This is a genomic window from Testudinibacter sp. P80/BLE/0925 (assembly GCF_053570785.1).
In genome coordinates this window covers 1,462,887-1,477,790 of record NZ_CM131636.1, presented here as the reverse complement: position 1 = coordinate 1,477,790, position 14,904 = coordinate 1,462,887, and the positions used below count along the sequence as shown (strand labels likewise).

Sequence of the window (14,904 nt, the reverse complement as noted above, 5' to 3'; positions counted from 1 at the left end):
CGGCTACGCCACCACCGACACACTTTTCACCTGTGCATACACCCACATGCCGACCGAGAGTTTTAATTCCGCCAATGCCCAGCGGCTGATTGAGGCGCCGAACTGCAAACCATCGGCGTTTAACCGCACTTCCACTTGTTGCGCTTGGGTTTCTATTTCAGTGATTTGGCACGCCAACACATTGCGGATACTGCTGCCCTTTGCCGGTTGGAGAATAATCGAGACATCGGAGCTGTAAATGCAGATCCGCACCAAATCGCCGACATTTTTCTGCGCCACTGCATGAATCCACAACGGCTGTCCGGCGAAATTTAACGCCGTCATTTGATACAGCGGGTGGTGCATTTCAATCGGCAAGCTGAAAACCGCACTTTGTTGCCGTTGCGCCGCCTGCCCTTTCCACGGTAAGAAATGCTCACTTTGCCAAATGTTTTCCAATTCATCAAATGCCGCCACCTTGCCTTGCCGCATTAAAATAACCCGCTGCGCCAAGCGTAGCAGTTCGTCTAAACTGTGGCTGACATACAGAATCGGAATTTGAATCTCTTTTGCCAAACGATCGAGATAATCCAACAACTCTTGTTTGCGCGGCAGATCAAGTGCGGCTAACGGCTCGTCCATTAGCAATAATTCCGGCTCAGTGAGCAGCGCCCTGCCTATCGCCACCCGTTGTTTTTCGCCGCCGGACAGGGTGAGCGGATAGCGTTTCAGCAAAGGCTCAATGCCCAATAATTCGATAATTTCTTGATAAACGGCTTTGTTGACCTTTTTCATGCCGTAGGCTAAATTGCCTTTCACCGTGTAATGCGGAAACAGACGCGCGTCTTGGAACACATAGCCAAGATGGCGTTGTTCCGGCGGCAAATTGATGTTGCGCGTGGTATCAACCAACGTGCGCTCGTTAAGCTGAATATAACCTTGATCGGGCGTGGACAGCCCACTCACCAAATTAATCAGCGACGATTTGCCACTGCCCGATAAGCCGAAAAGTGCGGTCACGCCGTTGGACGGAATTTGCAAGTTGGCACTTAACGCCAAACTGCCAAGCTGTTTTTTAACATGAATTTCAAGCATTTTTTATCCTTGCTCGTTCTGCCCCAGTCGATATTTTGCACGCCGCGCCAACCATTCGGACAACACCAACGACAGCAAGGCAATAATGATCGCAATAATGCACAAACGCGCCGCCGCGCCCTCTGCCGACGGGGTTTCGATAAAAGAGTACATCGCCAGCGGAATGGTTTGGGTTTCGCCGATAATATTCGAGACAAAGGTAATGGTTGCGCCAAACTCGCCTAATGACCGGGCAAAACCCAACACTAAACCGGCGAGAATGCCCGGAAAGGATAATGGCAAAGTGATGGTGAAAAACACCCGCCACGCCGACGCGCCCAAGGTACGCGCCGCTTGTTCCAATTTCGGGTCGACATTTTCCAACGCCAAGCGAATGGCACGCACCACCAACGGAAACGCCACCACCGCCGAAGCCAGCACCGCACCGCGCCAACTAAACGCCACGCTGAAATCAAACCATTGATACAGATATTTGCCGATGAAACCGTTGCGCCCGAAACCAACCAACAACAGATAACCAATCACCACCGGCGGCAGCACCAACGGCAAATGAATAATGCCGTCCAATAGGTTTTTACCGTAAAAATCATAGCGGGCAAACAGCCAAGCAACAAAAATTGCAAACGGTAAGCTGATTAACATGGCAAACAACGCCACTTTCAAGCTGAGCCGAATGGCGCTGATTTCCGCCGGGCTCAGGCTGAGGGTTTGGATTATGCTGTCGATCAAAAGCGTTCCTTGATAAATTGTTTAAATAAAAGTGCGGTTAACATGCGCACTATAACAAAGCAGGGGCGGATTAGATATCCGCCCGTTTACGAAGTGCGGTATAAGCATTTAATCCATAATAAAAAATGCAAAGTGCGGTTCGGGCGGATATCTAATCCGCCCCTACACTGCCTAAGCGATTATTCTACGCTGAAGCCGTATTTTTGCAAAATCACTTTGCCTGCGTCCGAACGTAAAAATGCCATGAAATCACGCGCCGCTTGGCTGTCGTGTCCGCTGACAATCGCTGCCGGATATTCCACAGCTTCGTAGCTGCCGTCAGGAAACACCCCGACCACTTGTACTTTGTCACTGGCGGCGGCATCGGTGGCATACACAATCCCCAATGGCGCTTCGCCACGTTCAACCAGTGTTAATGCCGCACGCACATTTGCCGCGCGCGCCAGTTGTTTTTCCACTTTATCCCATTGATTTAATTTGGTTAATGCCGCTTTGGCATAAATCCCCGCCGGAACGTGCTCCGGATCGCCGACCGATAAAAAGTTTTTGCCTAAATAGCTCAGCCATTGATCGTTATTCAGATCGAATTTCAGTTCCCCCGCACTTTTCGGCGCGATCATCACCAATTTATTACCTGCGATAATTTCACGCGAATCCGCAATAATCTTGCCTTTTTGCTGTAAGAAATCCGCCCATTTCAGGTTAGCGGAAATAAACATATCCGCCGGGGCGCCTTCGTCAATTTGGCGTGCCAACACCGAAGACGACGCAAACGAGAACACAATATCACTGCCCGGCTGCTGTTTTTTATAAGTTTCCGCCGATTCTTGCAACACATTGGTCATCGAGGCGGCGGCAAATACGGTCAATTTTTGTTGAGCAAAACTGGGCAAAGAAAATACGGCAAGCGCTAACAATAACAAGGATTTTTTTAGATACTTCAACATAACATCTCCAAAAGTCGATTCTTTAGAATAAATAACATCGTCGGGCAATAATTGATATAACGGCTGTTCTGTTTATCGCGACAAACACCACGTTATAGCAAAAATTATATAGCGTTATTCGATGATGTCCAGCCCGAATGCCTATTGTTATCGTCTGTTTTGTTTTAAAATACCAATACGATCACATTTTTACGGAACGATGATTATGGCTGATATTGAAATGGATTTAAGCGTCAAACTGCAACAGCAGCTGTTTGTTGATCCAAGACGGATTGCATTATTAAAAGCCATTCAGCAATGCGGCTCAATTTCACAGGCGTCGAAACGCTGCCAACTGAGTTATAAAACCGCGTGGGATAACCTGAATGCGATGGATTTAATCAGCCCGAAACCGTTATTGCAGCGCAACAGCGGCGGCAAAGAAGGCGGCGGCACACGTCTTACCGCCTATGCCGAGCGCCTGTTGCGCCTGTATGAATTGTTGGAACAAACCCAACTGCGTGCATTTCGTATTCTGCAAGACGAAAGCGTGCCGCTCACCAGCCTGCTGTCGGCAACGGCAAAATTCAGTCTGCAAAGCAGCGCGCGTAACCAGTTAATCGGTCATGTGCGCGCTTTACGTCCGCAAGGATTAAATACGAATGTTGAAATAGAAGTCAACGGCTTGCCTGACCCCGTCACCGCCACCATCACCCAAGCCAGTTGCGAACGCCTGCAATTGCAAGCGCAACAAGAGTTATTGCTGATGTTCAAAGCGCCGTGGCTGACCTTGCGACACCAACCACTTGCCGCAATCAATCGTTTTCAAGGGGAAATCAGTGCACTTCGGCAACAGCAAAACGGCAATGAAGCCCTAATCCGTATCACGCCAAATATCGAACTGTGCGCCAGCTATCAAGACAGCGAACACTATCAGATCGGCGAAACGGTGTATGTCAGCATTGAGCCGCAGAAAATTATTTTGTTGGCGTTGTAAATTTGTTATTGGCAAAAATAGCTGATGAGACAAAGTAGCAACCGTATTTCCAAAAAACAGGAAACACGGTTGCTACTTTGAATAATGCAAATCAAGGTCGTTCAATTCAATATCACTGGATATTTAATACAAAATCAGTGCGGCGCAAACCAAACTCGGAGCAAAAGGCAGTTCCAGTTGCCGCCAATGCCGATGACTTTCATGCCCGCATATTCGTCGAATGAAAATCCAGAGTAAGCTGAAACTGCTTGCCAGTAATAACAATAACGGCAAATCCTCCGCCGGAAAAAAAGCGGCAAGTGCGGTTACCAGCCAGCAATCTCCCTCGCCGAACACTTCCCGTTGATAAAACCAACGGCTCAGCATGAAAAACAGGCTGATAAACAATAATGCAAGCAACAGGCTTTGTACGCTTTCGGCGAGTGTAATCAGGGCAAGCTGCTGCCAACCGCCGAACAGTGCCAATAGCAACAACTGTTGGCACATCAGGGTTGAAATCAAGCGGTAGTGCCAATCCACTAGCGCAATTGCCGTCAGTATCGCCAGACAATATAACCACCAAATTTGTTGTAACAACGGGGCTTGCGCGGTGCTGATCATCAGCGCAATCACAACAAAGCTCAACGGCAAATAACGCCAGGGTTTGTTTAACGGCGATAACCATTGATTGTGCGGGGCGAGCGTGATATTCAACAGCGGCGCATAGTAATCTTGATAGTGGTTATGCAAAATGCGGTTAAAACGCAACGCAAAATCATTGGTATAACGCTGCACCCAATAGCCGAACAGTGCTGCAATCGGCAGCAACAAAATAAGATTGGCAAACATCAACCCAACATCGCCCCCATATCGAAAATCGGCAGATACATGCCTAGCATTACCGCACCGATTAAACCGCCGATCAGCAGCATTAACAAGGGTTCAAGCAGTTGCGACAACAGATCGATTTGGTGATCCAATTGGCGCTGGTAATTATCAGCAATATGCTGCAACATCTGTGCCAAACAGCCGCTCTGCTCACCGACAACCAACATTTGCTGCGCCTGTTGCGGAAACCAACGGCTGCTGACACTTTGCGAAAAGCGATAGCCGCGCTGTAATAATTGCAGACTTTGCGCAATATCCTGTTGCAATACGCTTGGCGCACTCTCATCGCTAGGTAAAAATGTGTGCAACGCTTGATTTAGCGGAATCCCCGCTTGCAACATCAGCGCCAGATTACGACTGGAATCCACCAGATTACCCAGCTGCGATAACCGCCCAAACAACGGCAATTTTTGCAATAGCGCAAATATCAGCGCGCGAAACCGGCGATTGTGGCGATACGCATATTGCGCGCCGCCAATCAATAAAATCAGCAATAGCAACAAACGTCCGCCATAATCCTGCAACGTCTGCGAAAGAGCAAGCAACATACGGGTAACGTGCGGTAATTGCTGTTGATTCTGTTGATACATTTCGGCAAATTGCGGCACGATAAATAACAGTAACAACACGGTTAACCCCAGCGAAACAGCCAATACAATCAACGGGTAGAGTAAGATTTTCTGTAATTTGCGCTGTAACGCCAATTGTTCGGCTTTATCCGTGGCAATTTGCCGGCAAATTTGCGCCAAACGCCCGCTGGCTTCGCCGATACGGATTAATTGGCGATCACGTTCACTCAGGTAATCCGGGTTGTGCCGCAACACCTGCGAAAAACTATAGCCGCTTTCAATCCCGTGCAATAATTGTTGCAACCAATGCAATAATTTTTCCTGTTGGCAGTGCTGCTGCAAGATCAACAACACATTTTTTAGCGGCAGTGCCGCTTGCAGCAACAATGCCATTTGTTGCATTAATTCGCTAATTTCCGCTGCTTTCACGCGCTTCGACCAACGCCAATTACGCTGTATTTTCAGTTGCTGCAACCCGCGCGCCAATAAAATCGCTTCCGCTTCTTCGCGGTTTTCCGCCAACAGGCTGCCACACTGTTCGCATTGCAGCGCATTCAATCCGCGCCATTGGTATTCCGCCATTACGCCTCCCGACGCCCCAACACGCGGTGCAATTCGGCGTAGTCGGTTATGCCGCTATCCACTTTTTCTACCCCGCTTTGATACAAACTGTCGAAATCCAGATTGTAACTGAAATCCGAAAGCGTAAAGTGCGGTGTTAAAAACTGATAAGTGCCGATTCGTCCTGCGTATCCGTGCTGGCACTGAGCACAATCCCCGTTTTGACATTCGCAACGCCGCCGCAATAGGCGCTGCGCCACCACCAACAATAAACAGGAGGCGATTTCATACTCCTTTACCCCCAACTGCTGCAAACGTGCAATTGCCGACGGCGCGTCGTTAGTATGCAATGTCGAAAGGACTAAATGCCCGGTTTGCGCCGCGCGAATCGCCATCACCGCACTTTCCTCATCACGGATTTCCCCCAACATAATCACATCGGGATCTTGGCGCAAAAAGGTGCGCAGCAGCTGTTTGAAATCTAAACCAATGGCTAAATTGACCTGTGTCTGTACAATGCCATCCAGGCTGATTTCAATCGGATCTTCTGCGGTCAAAATATGTTTTTCTTGGCTATTCAAACTGTTAAGTGCGGTATAAAGCGAAATGCTTTTGCCGCTGCCGGTCGGACCGGTCACCAGAATCAAGCCCTGCGGTTGTCGCAATGCCTGCGCAAATGCCTGTTGCTGCGCGTTGTTCATGCCCAATTCGGAAAATGCCAAAGTAACCGGTTTATTTTGTTGTAAACGCAGCACCGCCTTTTCGCCCAATCGGGTCGGCAAAATCGACAGGCGCAAATCCAACACGTCATTAAAGGTGGTGCTAAATTGAAAGCGACCGTCTTGCGGCAAGCGGGTTTCGGCAATATCCAACTGTGCCAACAGCTTGACGCGCGAAATCAAACGCGCGGCAAAAGTGCGGTTGATCTGCTGAATCAGCGTCATCACGCCGTCAATCCGAAACCGCACTTGCAAGCCGTCGCCATTCGGTTCAAGGTGAATATCCGACGCGCGCCGTGCCATGGCTTGTTCAAACAGTTGCTCCAGCAACTGAATAATCGGCTCGTCCTGCGTGGTTTGCGCCTCGGGCTGGATTTGATATTGATATACCGCTTGCGCATAGTCCTGCACTTGATCCGCTTGCGGCGAGAGCTGTTGCAGGGCGGCTTTCAACACCGCACTTTCCAACACCACAACCTCAACCGCCTTATCGTGCAAAAAGGCGAAAACCTCAGCGGCATTGAGATTTTGATCCGACTCCACCCCGAGCCATAGGCAATCTTCCTCTTCCTGCAACGGCAAGGCAAAATAGCGCAATAACAGCGCTTGCTGCTGACAATTTTTCTGCCAAAGTGCGGTTTCAATCTGAAAAAACCGCCCGTCGGCACTGGTTAACTGATAACTCACCGCACTTTCCTTATATCATGACTACTGAGAACAAAAACCGCTTGGGAAAATCGAGGTATCCGAACCGTTACACGCCACCGACCAGCTAATTGCCGAACCGTTGCCGCCACTTGCCGTCATGACATAACTGTAACCCTCTAAACTGGCGCGCCCTGTAACCGTGATTTTTCCGCCGGCGGTTTCAATCGTTTTGATATATTTTGATTTATTGGTTTCCGCTTTATTCGCCTGAATGCCATTGCTGCCTGCGCTGCAATTGGTGGTCGCGCCGGTGTTATAAATGCAAAGTTCAACCTCTCCGCGGTAAGGCGTCGAGGCTTGCAATAATTCGGATAATGCCGCCTTGCGCGTGTGATTTTGGTACGACGGAATGGCAATCGTCGCCAAGACTGCGATAATTGCGATCACGATCATCAGTTCCACTAACGTAAAGCCTTTTTTCCATTGAGATTTTGCCAACATATTTCCTCCTGATTTTGGTTAGCCTTTGTGTATAATTGGCACACGAGAGGTTACAAAATTCAGGCAAAAAAGCGAAAGCCTGCAACAATTATTGGAATTCGGATCGCAAAATGACAAATTTATGTCCCAAAACGATTGAAAACGGTTGGCTAGCGCCGGTACGGCGACTTGTTTCACCGCACTTTGATTCACGCCCCGAACCACGGGATATCTCTCTGTTGGTGATTCACTACATCAGCCTGCCGCCGGAGCAGTTTGGCGGCGATTTTATTGACCGTTTTTTTCAAGGGAAATTAGATCCCGACGCACATCCTTATTTTGCTGAAATTCAGGATTTACGCGTCTCGGCACATTGTTTGATCAACCGCGCAGGGCAAATTACGCAATATGTCAATTTCCACGATCGCGCCTGGCACGCCGGTTTGTCTTGTTTTGAGGGGCGGGAAAAATGCAATGATTTTGCCATTGGCATTGAGTTGGAAGGCTCGGACAATCAACCGTTTAGCGAAGCGCAATACCGCACTTTGCAACACTTGACTCCGTTAATAATGCAAACTTATCCGCAAATCACTAAAGCGCGGATCGTCGGACATTGCGACATCTCCCCCGGGCGGAAAATCGATCCGGGGAAATATTTTAATTGGGCGCGGTATTTGGGAGGGCTTTAATTTTTGTTTTGCGATCTGATATTTTCGCCTTGCGGCGAAACCCGATAGCAACTTTAAGATGAACGAAAAAAATCCGCTACAATCGCTTGTAACGGATTTTTCATCTAATACTTATTATGAAAAACTAAAAAAGTCTTTCACCGATTGCCACCAGCCCTTATTTTCCTCTAACTCTAACGGCTTGATGTCCGAATTTTGGGTTTCCGGCAACGGCTTGTCCAAATGGAAATCATTGACTACGCCGCGTTGGTTGAAATTCACCGTCAAAGTGTGTTGCTGCGGCTCTTCGTAGCCTTTTTGTTGCAGATAGACATAGTACCAAGTATAGCTGCTGTATGGGTCGGTCAATAACGGCGTGCCTAACAGATACTGCACCTGTTCCTGCGTCATCCCGTTTTGCAACTGCGCCACTTGCTCGGCTTGCAAATAATTACCCTGCGGCACATCAATCCGATAAACCAATTTATTATATAACGAGCACGAGGTGACACTGATACTGAGCAAAAGAATCGTTAAAACAGATTTCAATCTCATCTTTTTTCTACCTTTTTATTCTGAATTGTTACGGATAATACCTAAAGTTAACAAAAATGCCAATATATTTAAGCGTCGGACTTGGCAAAACGTTGCAGCTGATCACGCAAATTTGCCGGCAAACCTTTAATCGTCAAACTATCATTCTGTTCATCCCACTCAATGCGTTCGTTGAGCAAAACTGCGTCAAAACTCAGGGTAACGCCTTTGCCCGAACCGGAAAATTTGGTCAGCGATTTTAACGCGCCCGATACCGGCGGAATACTGTCTGCCAATTCATATTCGTGTTCACGGCTGAACTGCCCGAAATCCTGCTGGTTTAGACTCGGCAAACTGTCGGAAAGTTCCTGTAAAATAATTTCTTCACCGACTTTTAATTGCCCTTTGCAATAATCAAACGCCTGCTTTTTCACTTCCTGCGTTTGTTTGACATCCAATTCGCCCTGTTGACAAAAATCATCCACTGCCTGTAACAAGGTTAAATTCTGCTGTTTCGGATCAAAGCCGCTATCCGCACCTAAAAAATCCATAAAGAAATCAGATACTTTACGCCCGACGCGTCCTTTTATAAAACTCAAATAACGGGTGGAAGAAGCGGACAGTTGCAACTCGGTTAAATTAATCCGTGCCGCGATATCATATTGGCTGATATTCAAATACGAAGTCTGCCGAATGTCGAGCTTATCATCCACCAACATGCTGTAACGGCTGTCGAGCAGCGCAATAAACAGATAATCGGTCGCCAAAAAGGTATATTCGCAGAAAATAAAAGTGCCGCTCTCGGCAAAGGCATATTTGCCCAACTCTTTTGCCAGTTGCCCGGCGCTTTGCTGGCTGAAATCGAGAAATGTCAGTTCATTTTCTAAAAAACGGTTCAGTTGGCGCGCAAATTGCGATTCGTTTTGGAATACGCCGTATGCTTGCGCCTTGCCTTGATAATTCTGGTGCAGTTGCAACATCATTTGCTGAATTTCATCACTGACCGGTAGCAGTTGCGCCCGCAAACGCGTGAGCAAGCGTTCATTTTCCGCTTCCTGGTTTTCGCTTAATGACAGTTGGTGCAGAATAATCTGTTTAACTTCTATACTCATGGGTTATCCGTTTATTTTGGGGATTGAAAACCGCGTTATTATACGCAATTCCGCCTCGCTTTTTTAGCGGTAATCTGAAAAATATGCTAATATCGCCAACAATCCTCTCCTTTAACATTATGGGTGACAAAAGTTATGGCAACACAATCAAAATACAGCGATCAACAAGTGCAGGCCTTATTAAACGATTTGGCAGCGGTGTTGGAAAAACATCAGGCGTCGGTCGATCTGTCGTTGATGGCGTTAGGGAATACGGTCACCAACTTATTATATTCCAGTGTGGGGCGCAATCAGCAGCAAGCGTTAGTCGACGCGTTTTGCCATGCATTGAAAAACTCGCTCAAACCGCACGAATAACCGTACTTTAGGCCGAACTATGCTGAAAATTCCGCGCCAATATTGGGAATCCACCTCACAAAAAATTTCGTGGGGGCATTGGTTTACGTTTTTCAATATTATTGCGGCGATTCTTATCGGCTCACGTTACGCCTTTATCGCCGATTGGCCGGCAACGCTGATTGGCAAAGTCTATTTCTTTTTAAATATTCTCGGGCATTTCAGCTTTATTGTCTTCGCCCTGTATCTGCTGATCCTGTTCCCGCTCAGTTTTCTGATTAAAAATCCTTACACTTTTCGCGCTGTCGGGGTGGTGCTATCCACTTTGGGGTTAACCCTGCTACTGTTGGATAGCGAGGTTTTCAACCGTTTCCATCTGCATTTATCGGTGCTGATTTTGGACATTTTGATCAATCCCGACAATGGCGATTTGGCGCGTAACTGGGAACGGTTCTTTGTGCCAATGCCGACGATTTTTTTGATCGTCATGCTGTTTTCACGCTGGTCGTGGGAAAAATTGCGCAGCTTGGAACGGCAAAAATGGATCCGCCAAGCCGCTTATTTTCTCATGTTTTGCTTTGTCAGCTCACACTTACTGTATGCTTGGGCGGATGCCTATTTTTACCGTCCGGTCACGGTGCAAAAAGCCAATTTGCCGCTTTCTTACCCGATGACGGCGCGTAAATTCTTAGAAAAAAACCAGCTGCTTAATCGGGATCAACATCAAGATCAGCTCAGCCGCAGCGGACGCTTAGACGCACCTTATTTGGATTATCCGAAACACGCCCTGCAATTTTCGCAGCAGCGTCAAAAACCCAATATTCTGTTAATCAATATTGCCGGCTTACGCTATGATGCGATCCAAGCGGAAACCATGCCGTCGCTCTCGGCTTTACGTGAAAGCGCACTGGATTTCCAACAAAATTACAGCGGCGGCAATAGCCAGAACGGGGCGTTGGTCAGCCTGTTTTACGGCTTAAATGCCAATTATTTCGACAGCCTGCTCAGCCAACGCCAAGCCTCCGTCTGGGTCGAACGCATGCAGCAGTTGGATTACCGTTTCGGTCTGTTCGTGACCGCGCCGGTCAAATCACCACTTTACAACCGTTCGTTGTTTAAACAACATGCATTGTCTTTCAACAATGCCTCCAATCAGCAAACGACCCGCCAATGGCTGAATTGGTATCAAAAACAGAGCGATAAACAAAGCTGGTTTAGTTATCTGCAATATGATTTATTGGGCGTGATGACCAATTATTCAGCGACTGATCCGAACGAACAGCAGCAATATTACCGTCGCCAATTAACTGAAATTGATCGTCAGTTAAGCCGAATCCTACCGCACTTGGCGGCGGATACGGTGGTGATCGTAACCGCAGATCAGGGTTATTCCTATCAAGTGGAAAACAATCGCAACGCCAATTATTTCGGACGTGATCGGATTCAAGTGCCGCTACTGATCCGCTTGCCGAATCAATCGGCGCAACAAATCACCCATATCAGCTCGCAAATGGATCTTGTGCCAACACTGATGGAACACATTTTTAACGCGCAAAATCCACTTTCGGATTATACACAAGGCGATGATCTGTTTAACCTCGACGGCACCCGTGCAGATTGGGTATTTGTTGCCAACCAACGCTGGAATGTGATTATCACCAATAATGGTGAACAATATCATATTGATTCTCAAGGCGAATATCAAAAATACAGCCGCGATTACCAACCGCTAGCCTCGGAAAAACCACCGTTGGCACTATTCCTGCAAGTGTTTAGCCGCGACAGGAATTTCTTGTTGCGCTGATGGCAAACCAAAGTGCGGTTTAACCGCACTCAGATTGTAGACAAACTGACTTCTCTCCCTCCGCGTGCGGAGGGAGTACCATTTTTCGCAAGAAAAATGGGGAGGGAGGGGTAATATGAAAATGCAACATATTAATTAAAATGATTTATGCCTCCCTCCGTCCTTCGGACACCTCCCTCCGTATACGGAGGGAGGGAAATTATTAGAAAAAGAGACTTTGTCATCAGCTTGAGTACGGTTTAACCGCACTTTAACCTGCTAAGGCAGAGGAACAATCGCAATCGTTTTACCGAGTGACGCAAGCATTTTTAATAAGGTATTTAATTGTGGATCTGATGTACCTTTTTCAATGCGTGCAATCACCGGTTGCTTCACGCCGCTGAGTTCTTCCAATTTTTTCTGCGAAACACCGAGCTTTTGCCTCGCGCGGATTAGTTCGCCAATCAAAGCAATCCGCAAATCGCTTTCTCTCATTTCCTCGGCACTAAATACTGTTTGTTCAAATTCGGTCCAATTTGTGACGACAGGGTTCGCCGGCGGTTATGCCGTGTTCACTTAAAATTTTAGGCTTGCGCAACAATCCCCTCGGCACACACATACGCCGAGCTCCACGCCCATTGGAAGTTGTAGCCGCCGAGCCAGCCGGTGACATCGAGCACTTCGCCGATAAAATACAGACCGGGAATCGCATTGGCTTGCATGGTTTTGGAGGAAATGGCGGCGGTATCCACACCGCCTAAGGTGACTTCGGCGGTGCGGTAGCCTTCCGTGCCGTTGGGGTCGAATTGCCAGTGGTGGATAAGCTGTTCCAGTTGCTGCAACCGCACGTTGGAGAGTTGCGCAATCGCTTGATCATCGAATAGTTCCAGTTCAAGCCACAATTCCACCAAACGTTTCGGCAAAATGCGCCCAAGTGCGGTTTTTAGTTGTAATTTCGGCGAAGTTTGGCGCAGTTCGCATAGATAATCGCTGATGTTTTGCTGTGGCAATAAATCAATCGTAAGGGGTTGGTTCGGTTGCCAATAGTTGGAAATTTGCAACATCGCCGGGCCGGAAAGTCCGCGATGGGTGAACAACATTTGGTTGCAAAACTGTTTGCCGGATTGCGCTTCTACATTGACCGCCAAGGATACGCCGGCTAATTGCGCATAAGGCTTGTCTTGTTCGCGCCAAGTGAACGGCACGAGAGCGGCACGCGGTGCGATGACGTTTAAGCCGAACTGCTCCGCCAATTTATAACCGAAGGCGCTGGCACCTAACGCCGGCATGGAAAGACCACCGCTCGCCACCACGAGATTTTGACAGCGTAAAACGTTACCGTTGCTTTGCAAGCGAAACCGCACTTGGCTGTTGTCGGCATTTTCCACTTGCTCGACTGCACCGACTTGCTGGCGCAATTGGATTTCAACCCGCCCTTTTCGGCACTCTTTCAGCAATAAATCGACAATGTCCTGTGAGCTGTTGTCGCAAAACAGTTGTCCCGACTCTTTTTCGTGATAAGCAATGCCGTGTTCGGCAACGAGCGCAATGAAATCCCATTGCGTATAACGTGCCAACGCAGATTTAACGAAGTGCGGATTGCGGCTGAGATAGTGCTGTGGCGTGACATCCAAATTGGTGAAATTACAGAAGCCGCCGCCCGCCATTAAAATTTTGCGCCCGACTTTTTTGCCGTTATCCAGCACCAACACCGATTTTCCGGCTTGTCCCAAACGGGCGGCGCAAAATAAACCTGCCGCCCCTGCGCCGATAATCACCACGTCATAGTCTGTTTTTTGCATTGCTTGCCCATCTCTCAACTGAAAAAGGCGATTATAACGCAATTTAATGTTGCATTCCGCCTAACATTTCTGCCGCTTGCAAATTTTGAATCAAACTGCGCCGATCCAAATCATGATGATTGCTGTCTAAAATCTGCTGCCAGTAAACCCGGGCTTGGGTGTAATCACCGCGCCCGAACGCGTCGGCTGCAAGCAGCGACAAGGCGCGCAGTTGGTTTGGATCTTGCTGTAGCGATAACTCAAGCCATTTTTTGGCTTTATCGGTTAATTTTTTGTCGGCTTGATAGTAAAGTGCGGTTGCGGCGGCAGCAAGTAATTCGCTGTTTGCGCCGAGCAGATATTCGGCACGGGTGAACGATTCCAACGCATTGGCGTACTCTTCCGCTTGCAAATAATTCAGCCCCAACTGAAACCAGTTTTCGCCGTTGTTATAATCGGCACGCAATGCATTTTGCAACTCTTGCCGATATTGTTGCCGCTGTTCGCCGCCGCTTTGCACCACTTGTGCTTTCAGTGTTGCCCCTTGCTGCCAAGCGCTACAACGTCCGCTCAGGCTGTAGACGAACACCGCACTTGCTCCGATAAGCGCGGTAACAGCGAAAATAGACAAAAAATTAAAACGAGAGGGGTTTACTTTTTCTGCCGAGCAGACTGCGCCAACCGCACTTTGCCCCTCCGCTTGCCGCTTTAATTCAGACCGCACTTGCCCTTTTGCTTTACGCCATAATAAAACGCCAGCCAACAACAGCAAAGCAAAAGGCGCGCCCCATAGCAGCCAAGTGGTTGTTTTGAAAGGCGGATCGTAGCGCACAAAATCGCCGAAACGTGCCGTCATCTGTTCTACAATCTGTTGATCGCTCACGCCTGCGTCGGCTAATTTATAGACTTCAAGGCGTAAATCGTAGGCTATCGGCGAATTGGATTCGACCAGATTCTGATTTTGGCATTGCGGACAGCGCAATGATTTCGCCAGATTGACCGCTCTGACCCGTGTTTCTGCTGATTGAAACGGGTAAGTATCCACAATTTCAGCGTAACCTGTTGCGCCGATTAGCAGAGCAAACAACAGCACGCCGCATACTTTCAATTTATGCCACAT

The 14,904-nt window shown here is 48.1% G+C and carries 16 protein-coding genes; 4 read left to right on the top strand and 12 right to left on the bottom strand.

Translation table 11 applies throughout. From position 1 onward, the window contains the following. Nucleotides 1-3 precede the first annotated feature (3 nt). The 3 genes from modC to modA all read right to left on the bottom strand — a co-directional run bounded on the left by modC (nt 4) and on the right by modA (nt 2,750). Complete coding sequence (modC, locus tag ACWA5Z_RS07190) at nt 4-1,074, bottom strand: molybdenum ABC transporter ATP-binding protein ModC (protein ID WP_431050982.1); 1,071 nt, start codon at nt 1,072-1,074, stop codon at nt 4-6. Between the two features lie 3 nt (nt 1,075-1,077). After that, nucleotides 1,078-1,803 carry a molybdate ABC transporter permease subunit gene (gene modB, locus ACWA5Z_RS07185; RefSeq protein WP_431050980.1) on the bottom strand — a complete coding sequence of 242 codons (726 nt, stop codon included), beginning with the start codon at nt 1,801-1,803 and terminating at the stop codon, nt 1,078-1,080. Nucleotides 1,804-1,982: 179 nt separating this feature from the next. Continuing rightward, nucleotides 1,983-2,750, bottom strand: coding sequence for a molybdate ABC transporter substrate-binding protein (modA, locus tag ACWA5Z_RS07180; protein ID WP_431050978.1), 768 nt, complete (start codon nt 2,748-2,750; stop codon nt 1,983-1,985). Nucleotides 2,751-2,955: 205 nt separating this feature from the next. Here modA and ACWA5Z_RS07175 point away from each other — a divergent pair, with 205 nt between their 5' ends. Beyond that, complete coding sequence (locus tag ACWA5Z_RS07175) at nt 2,956-3,726, top strand: TOBE domain-containing protein (protein ID WP_431050977.1); 771 nt, start codon at nt 2,956-2,958, stop codon at nt 3,724-3,726. 123 nt (nt 3,727-3,849) lie between these two features. On the opposite strand, the gene ACWA5Z_RS07170 is transcribed toward ACWA5Z_RS07175, so the two are convergent. Genes ACWA5Z_RS07170 through ACWA5Z_RS07155 form a run of 4 tightly spaced genes read right to left on the bottom strand, consistent with a single transcriptional unit; the run spans nt 3,850 to nt 7,591 of the window. Further along, a complete protein-coding gene (locus ACWA5Z_RS07170) occupies nt 3,850-4,554 on the bottom strand; it encodes a prepilin peptidase (RefSeq protein ID WP_431050975.1) in 705 nt (234 codons plus the stop codon). Next, the gene (locus ACWA5Z_RS07165) at nt 4,554-5,744 is read right to left on the bottom strand and encodes a type II secretion system F family protein (protein ID WP_431050973.1); all 1,191 of its coding nucleotides are present in this window, start codon (nt 5,742-5,744) and stop codon (nt 4,554-4,556) included. Before ACWA5Z_RS07165 ends, ACWA5Z_RS07170 begins: the two co-directional genes overlap by 1 nt. After that, entirely contained in the window at nt 5,744-7,129 is a 1,386-nt protein-coding gene (locus ACWA5Z_RS07160; RefSeq protein ID WP_431050971.1) for a GspE/PulE family protein, read from the bottom strand. The genes ACWA5Z_RS07165 and ACWA5Z_RS07160 overlap by 1 nt, the downstream gene beginning before the upstream one ends. 21 nt (nt 7,130-7,150) lie before the next feature. Next, complete coding sequence (locus ACWA5Z_RS07155) at nt 7,151-7,591, bottom strand: prepilin-type N-terminal cleavage/methylation domain-containing protein (protein ID WP_431050969.1); 441 nt, start codon at nt 7,589-7,591, stop codon at nt 7,151-7,153. Nucleotides 7,592-7,701: 110 nt separating this feature from the next. Here ACWA5Z_RS07155 and ampD point away from each other — a divergent pair, with 110 nt between their 5' ends. Next, nucleotides 7,702-8,259, top strand: coding sequence for a 1,6-anhydro-N-acetylmuramyl-L-alanine amidase AmpD (gene ampD / locus ACWA5Z_RS07150; RefSeq protein WP_431050967.1), 558 nt, complete (start codon nt 7,702-7,704; stop codon nt 8,257-8,259). A gap of 114 nt (nt 8,260-8,373) precedes the next feature. Here the strand turns inward: ampD and bamE are convergent, their stop codons facing one another. Together bamE and yejK are read right to left on the bottom strand one after the other, a co-directional pair. Continuing rightward, entirely contained in the window at nt 8,374-8,793 is a 420-nt protein-coding gene (gene bamE / locus ACWA5Z_RS07145) for an outer membrane protein assembly factor BamE (RefSeq protein ID WP_431050965.1), read from the bottom strand. A gap of 68 nt (nt 8,794-8,861) precedes the next feature. Continuing rightward, nucleotides 8,862-9,884, bottom strand: a complete 1,023-nt coding sequence (gene yejK, locus ACWA5Z_RS07140; protein ID WP_431050963.1) for a nucleoid-associated protein YejK — start codon at nt 9,882-9,884, stop codon at nt 8,862-8,864. A 135-nt stretch (nt 9,885-10,019) separates the two neighbouring features. Here yejK and ACWA5Z_RS07135 point away from each other — a divergent pair, with 135 nt between their 5' ends. Together ACWA5Z_RS07135 and ACWA5Z_RS07130 are read left to right on the top strand one after the other, a co-directional pair. Continuing rightward, nucleotides 10,020-10,241 carry a DUF1414 domain-containing protein gene (locus tag ACWA5Z_RS07135; protein WP_431050961.1) on the top strand — a complete coding sequence of 74 codons (222 nt, stop codon included), beginning with the start codon at nt 10,020-10,022 and terminating at the stop codon, nt 10,239-10,241. 19 nt (nt 10,242-10,260) lie between these two features. After that, nucleotides 10,261-12,024, top strand: a complete 1,764-nt coding sequence (locus tag ACWA5Z_RS07130) for a DUF3413 domain-containing protein (RefSeq protein ID WP_431050960.1) — start codon at nt 10,261-10,263, stop codon at nt 12,022-12,024. A gap of 258 nt (nt 12,025-12,282) precedes the next feature. On the opposite strand, the gene ACWA5Z_RS07125 is transcribed toward ACWA5Z_RS07130, so the two are convergent. The 3 genes from ACWA5Z_RS07125 to nrfF form a co-directional block, all read right to left on the bottom strand. Next, nucleotides 12,283-12,498, bottom strand: a complete 216-nt coding sequence (locus ACWA5Z_RS07125) for a helix-turn-helix domain-containing protein (RefSeq protein WP_431050958.1) — start codon at nt 12,496-12,498, stop codon at nt 12,283-12,285. 89 nt (nt 12,499-12,587) lie between these two features. After that, on the bottom strand, nt 12,588-13,805 hold the full coding sequence (locus ACWA5Z_RS07120; RefSeq protein ID WP_431050956.1) for a BaiN/RdsA family NAD(P)/FAD-dependent oxidoreductase: 1,218 nt from the start codon (nt 13,803-13,805) through the stop codon (nt 12,588-12,590). Between the two features lie 43 nt (nt 13,806-13,848). Next, complete coding sequence (gene nrfF, locus ACWA5Z_RS07115; protein ID WP_431050954.1) at nt 13,849-14,904, bottom strand: heme lyase NrfEFG subunit NrfF; 1,056 nt, start codon at nt 14,902-14,904, stop codon at nt 13,849-13,851.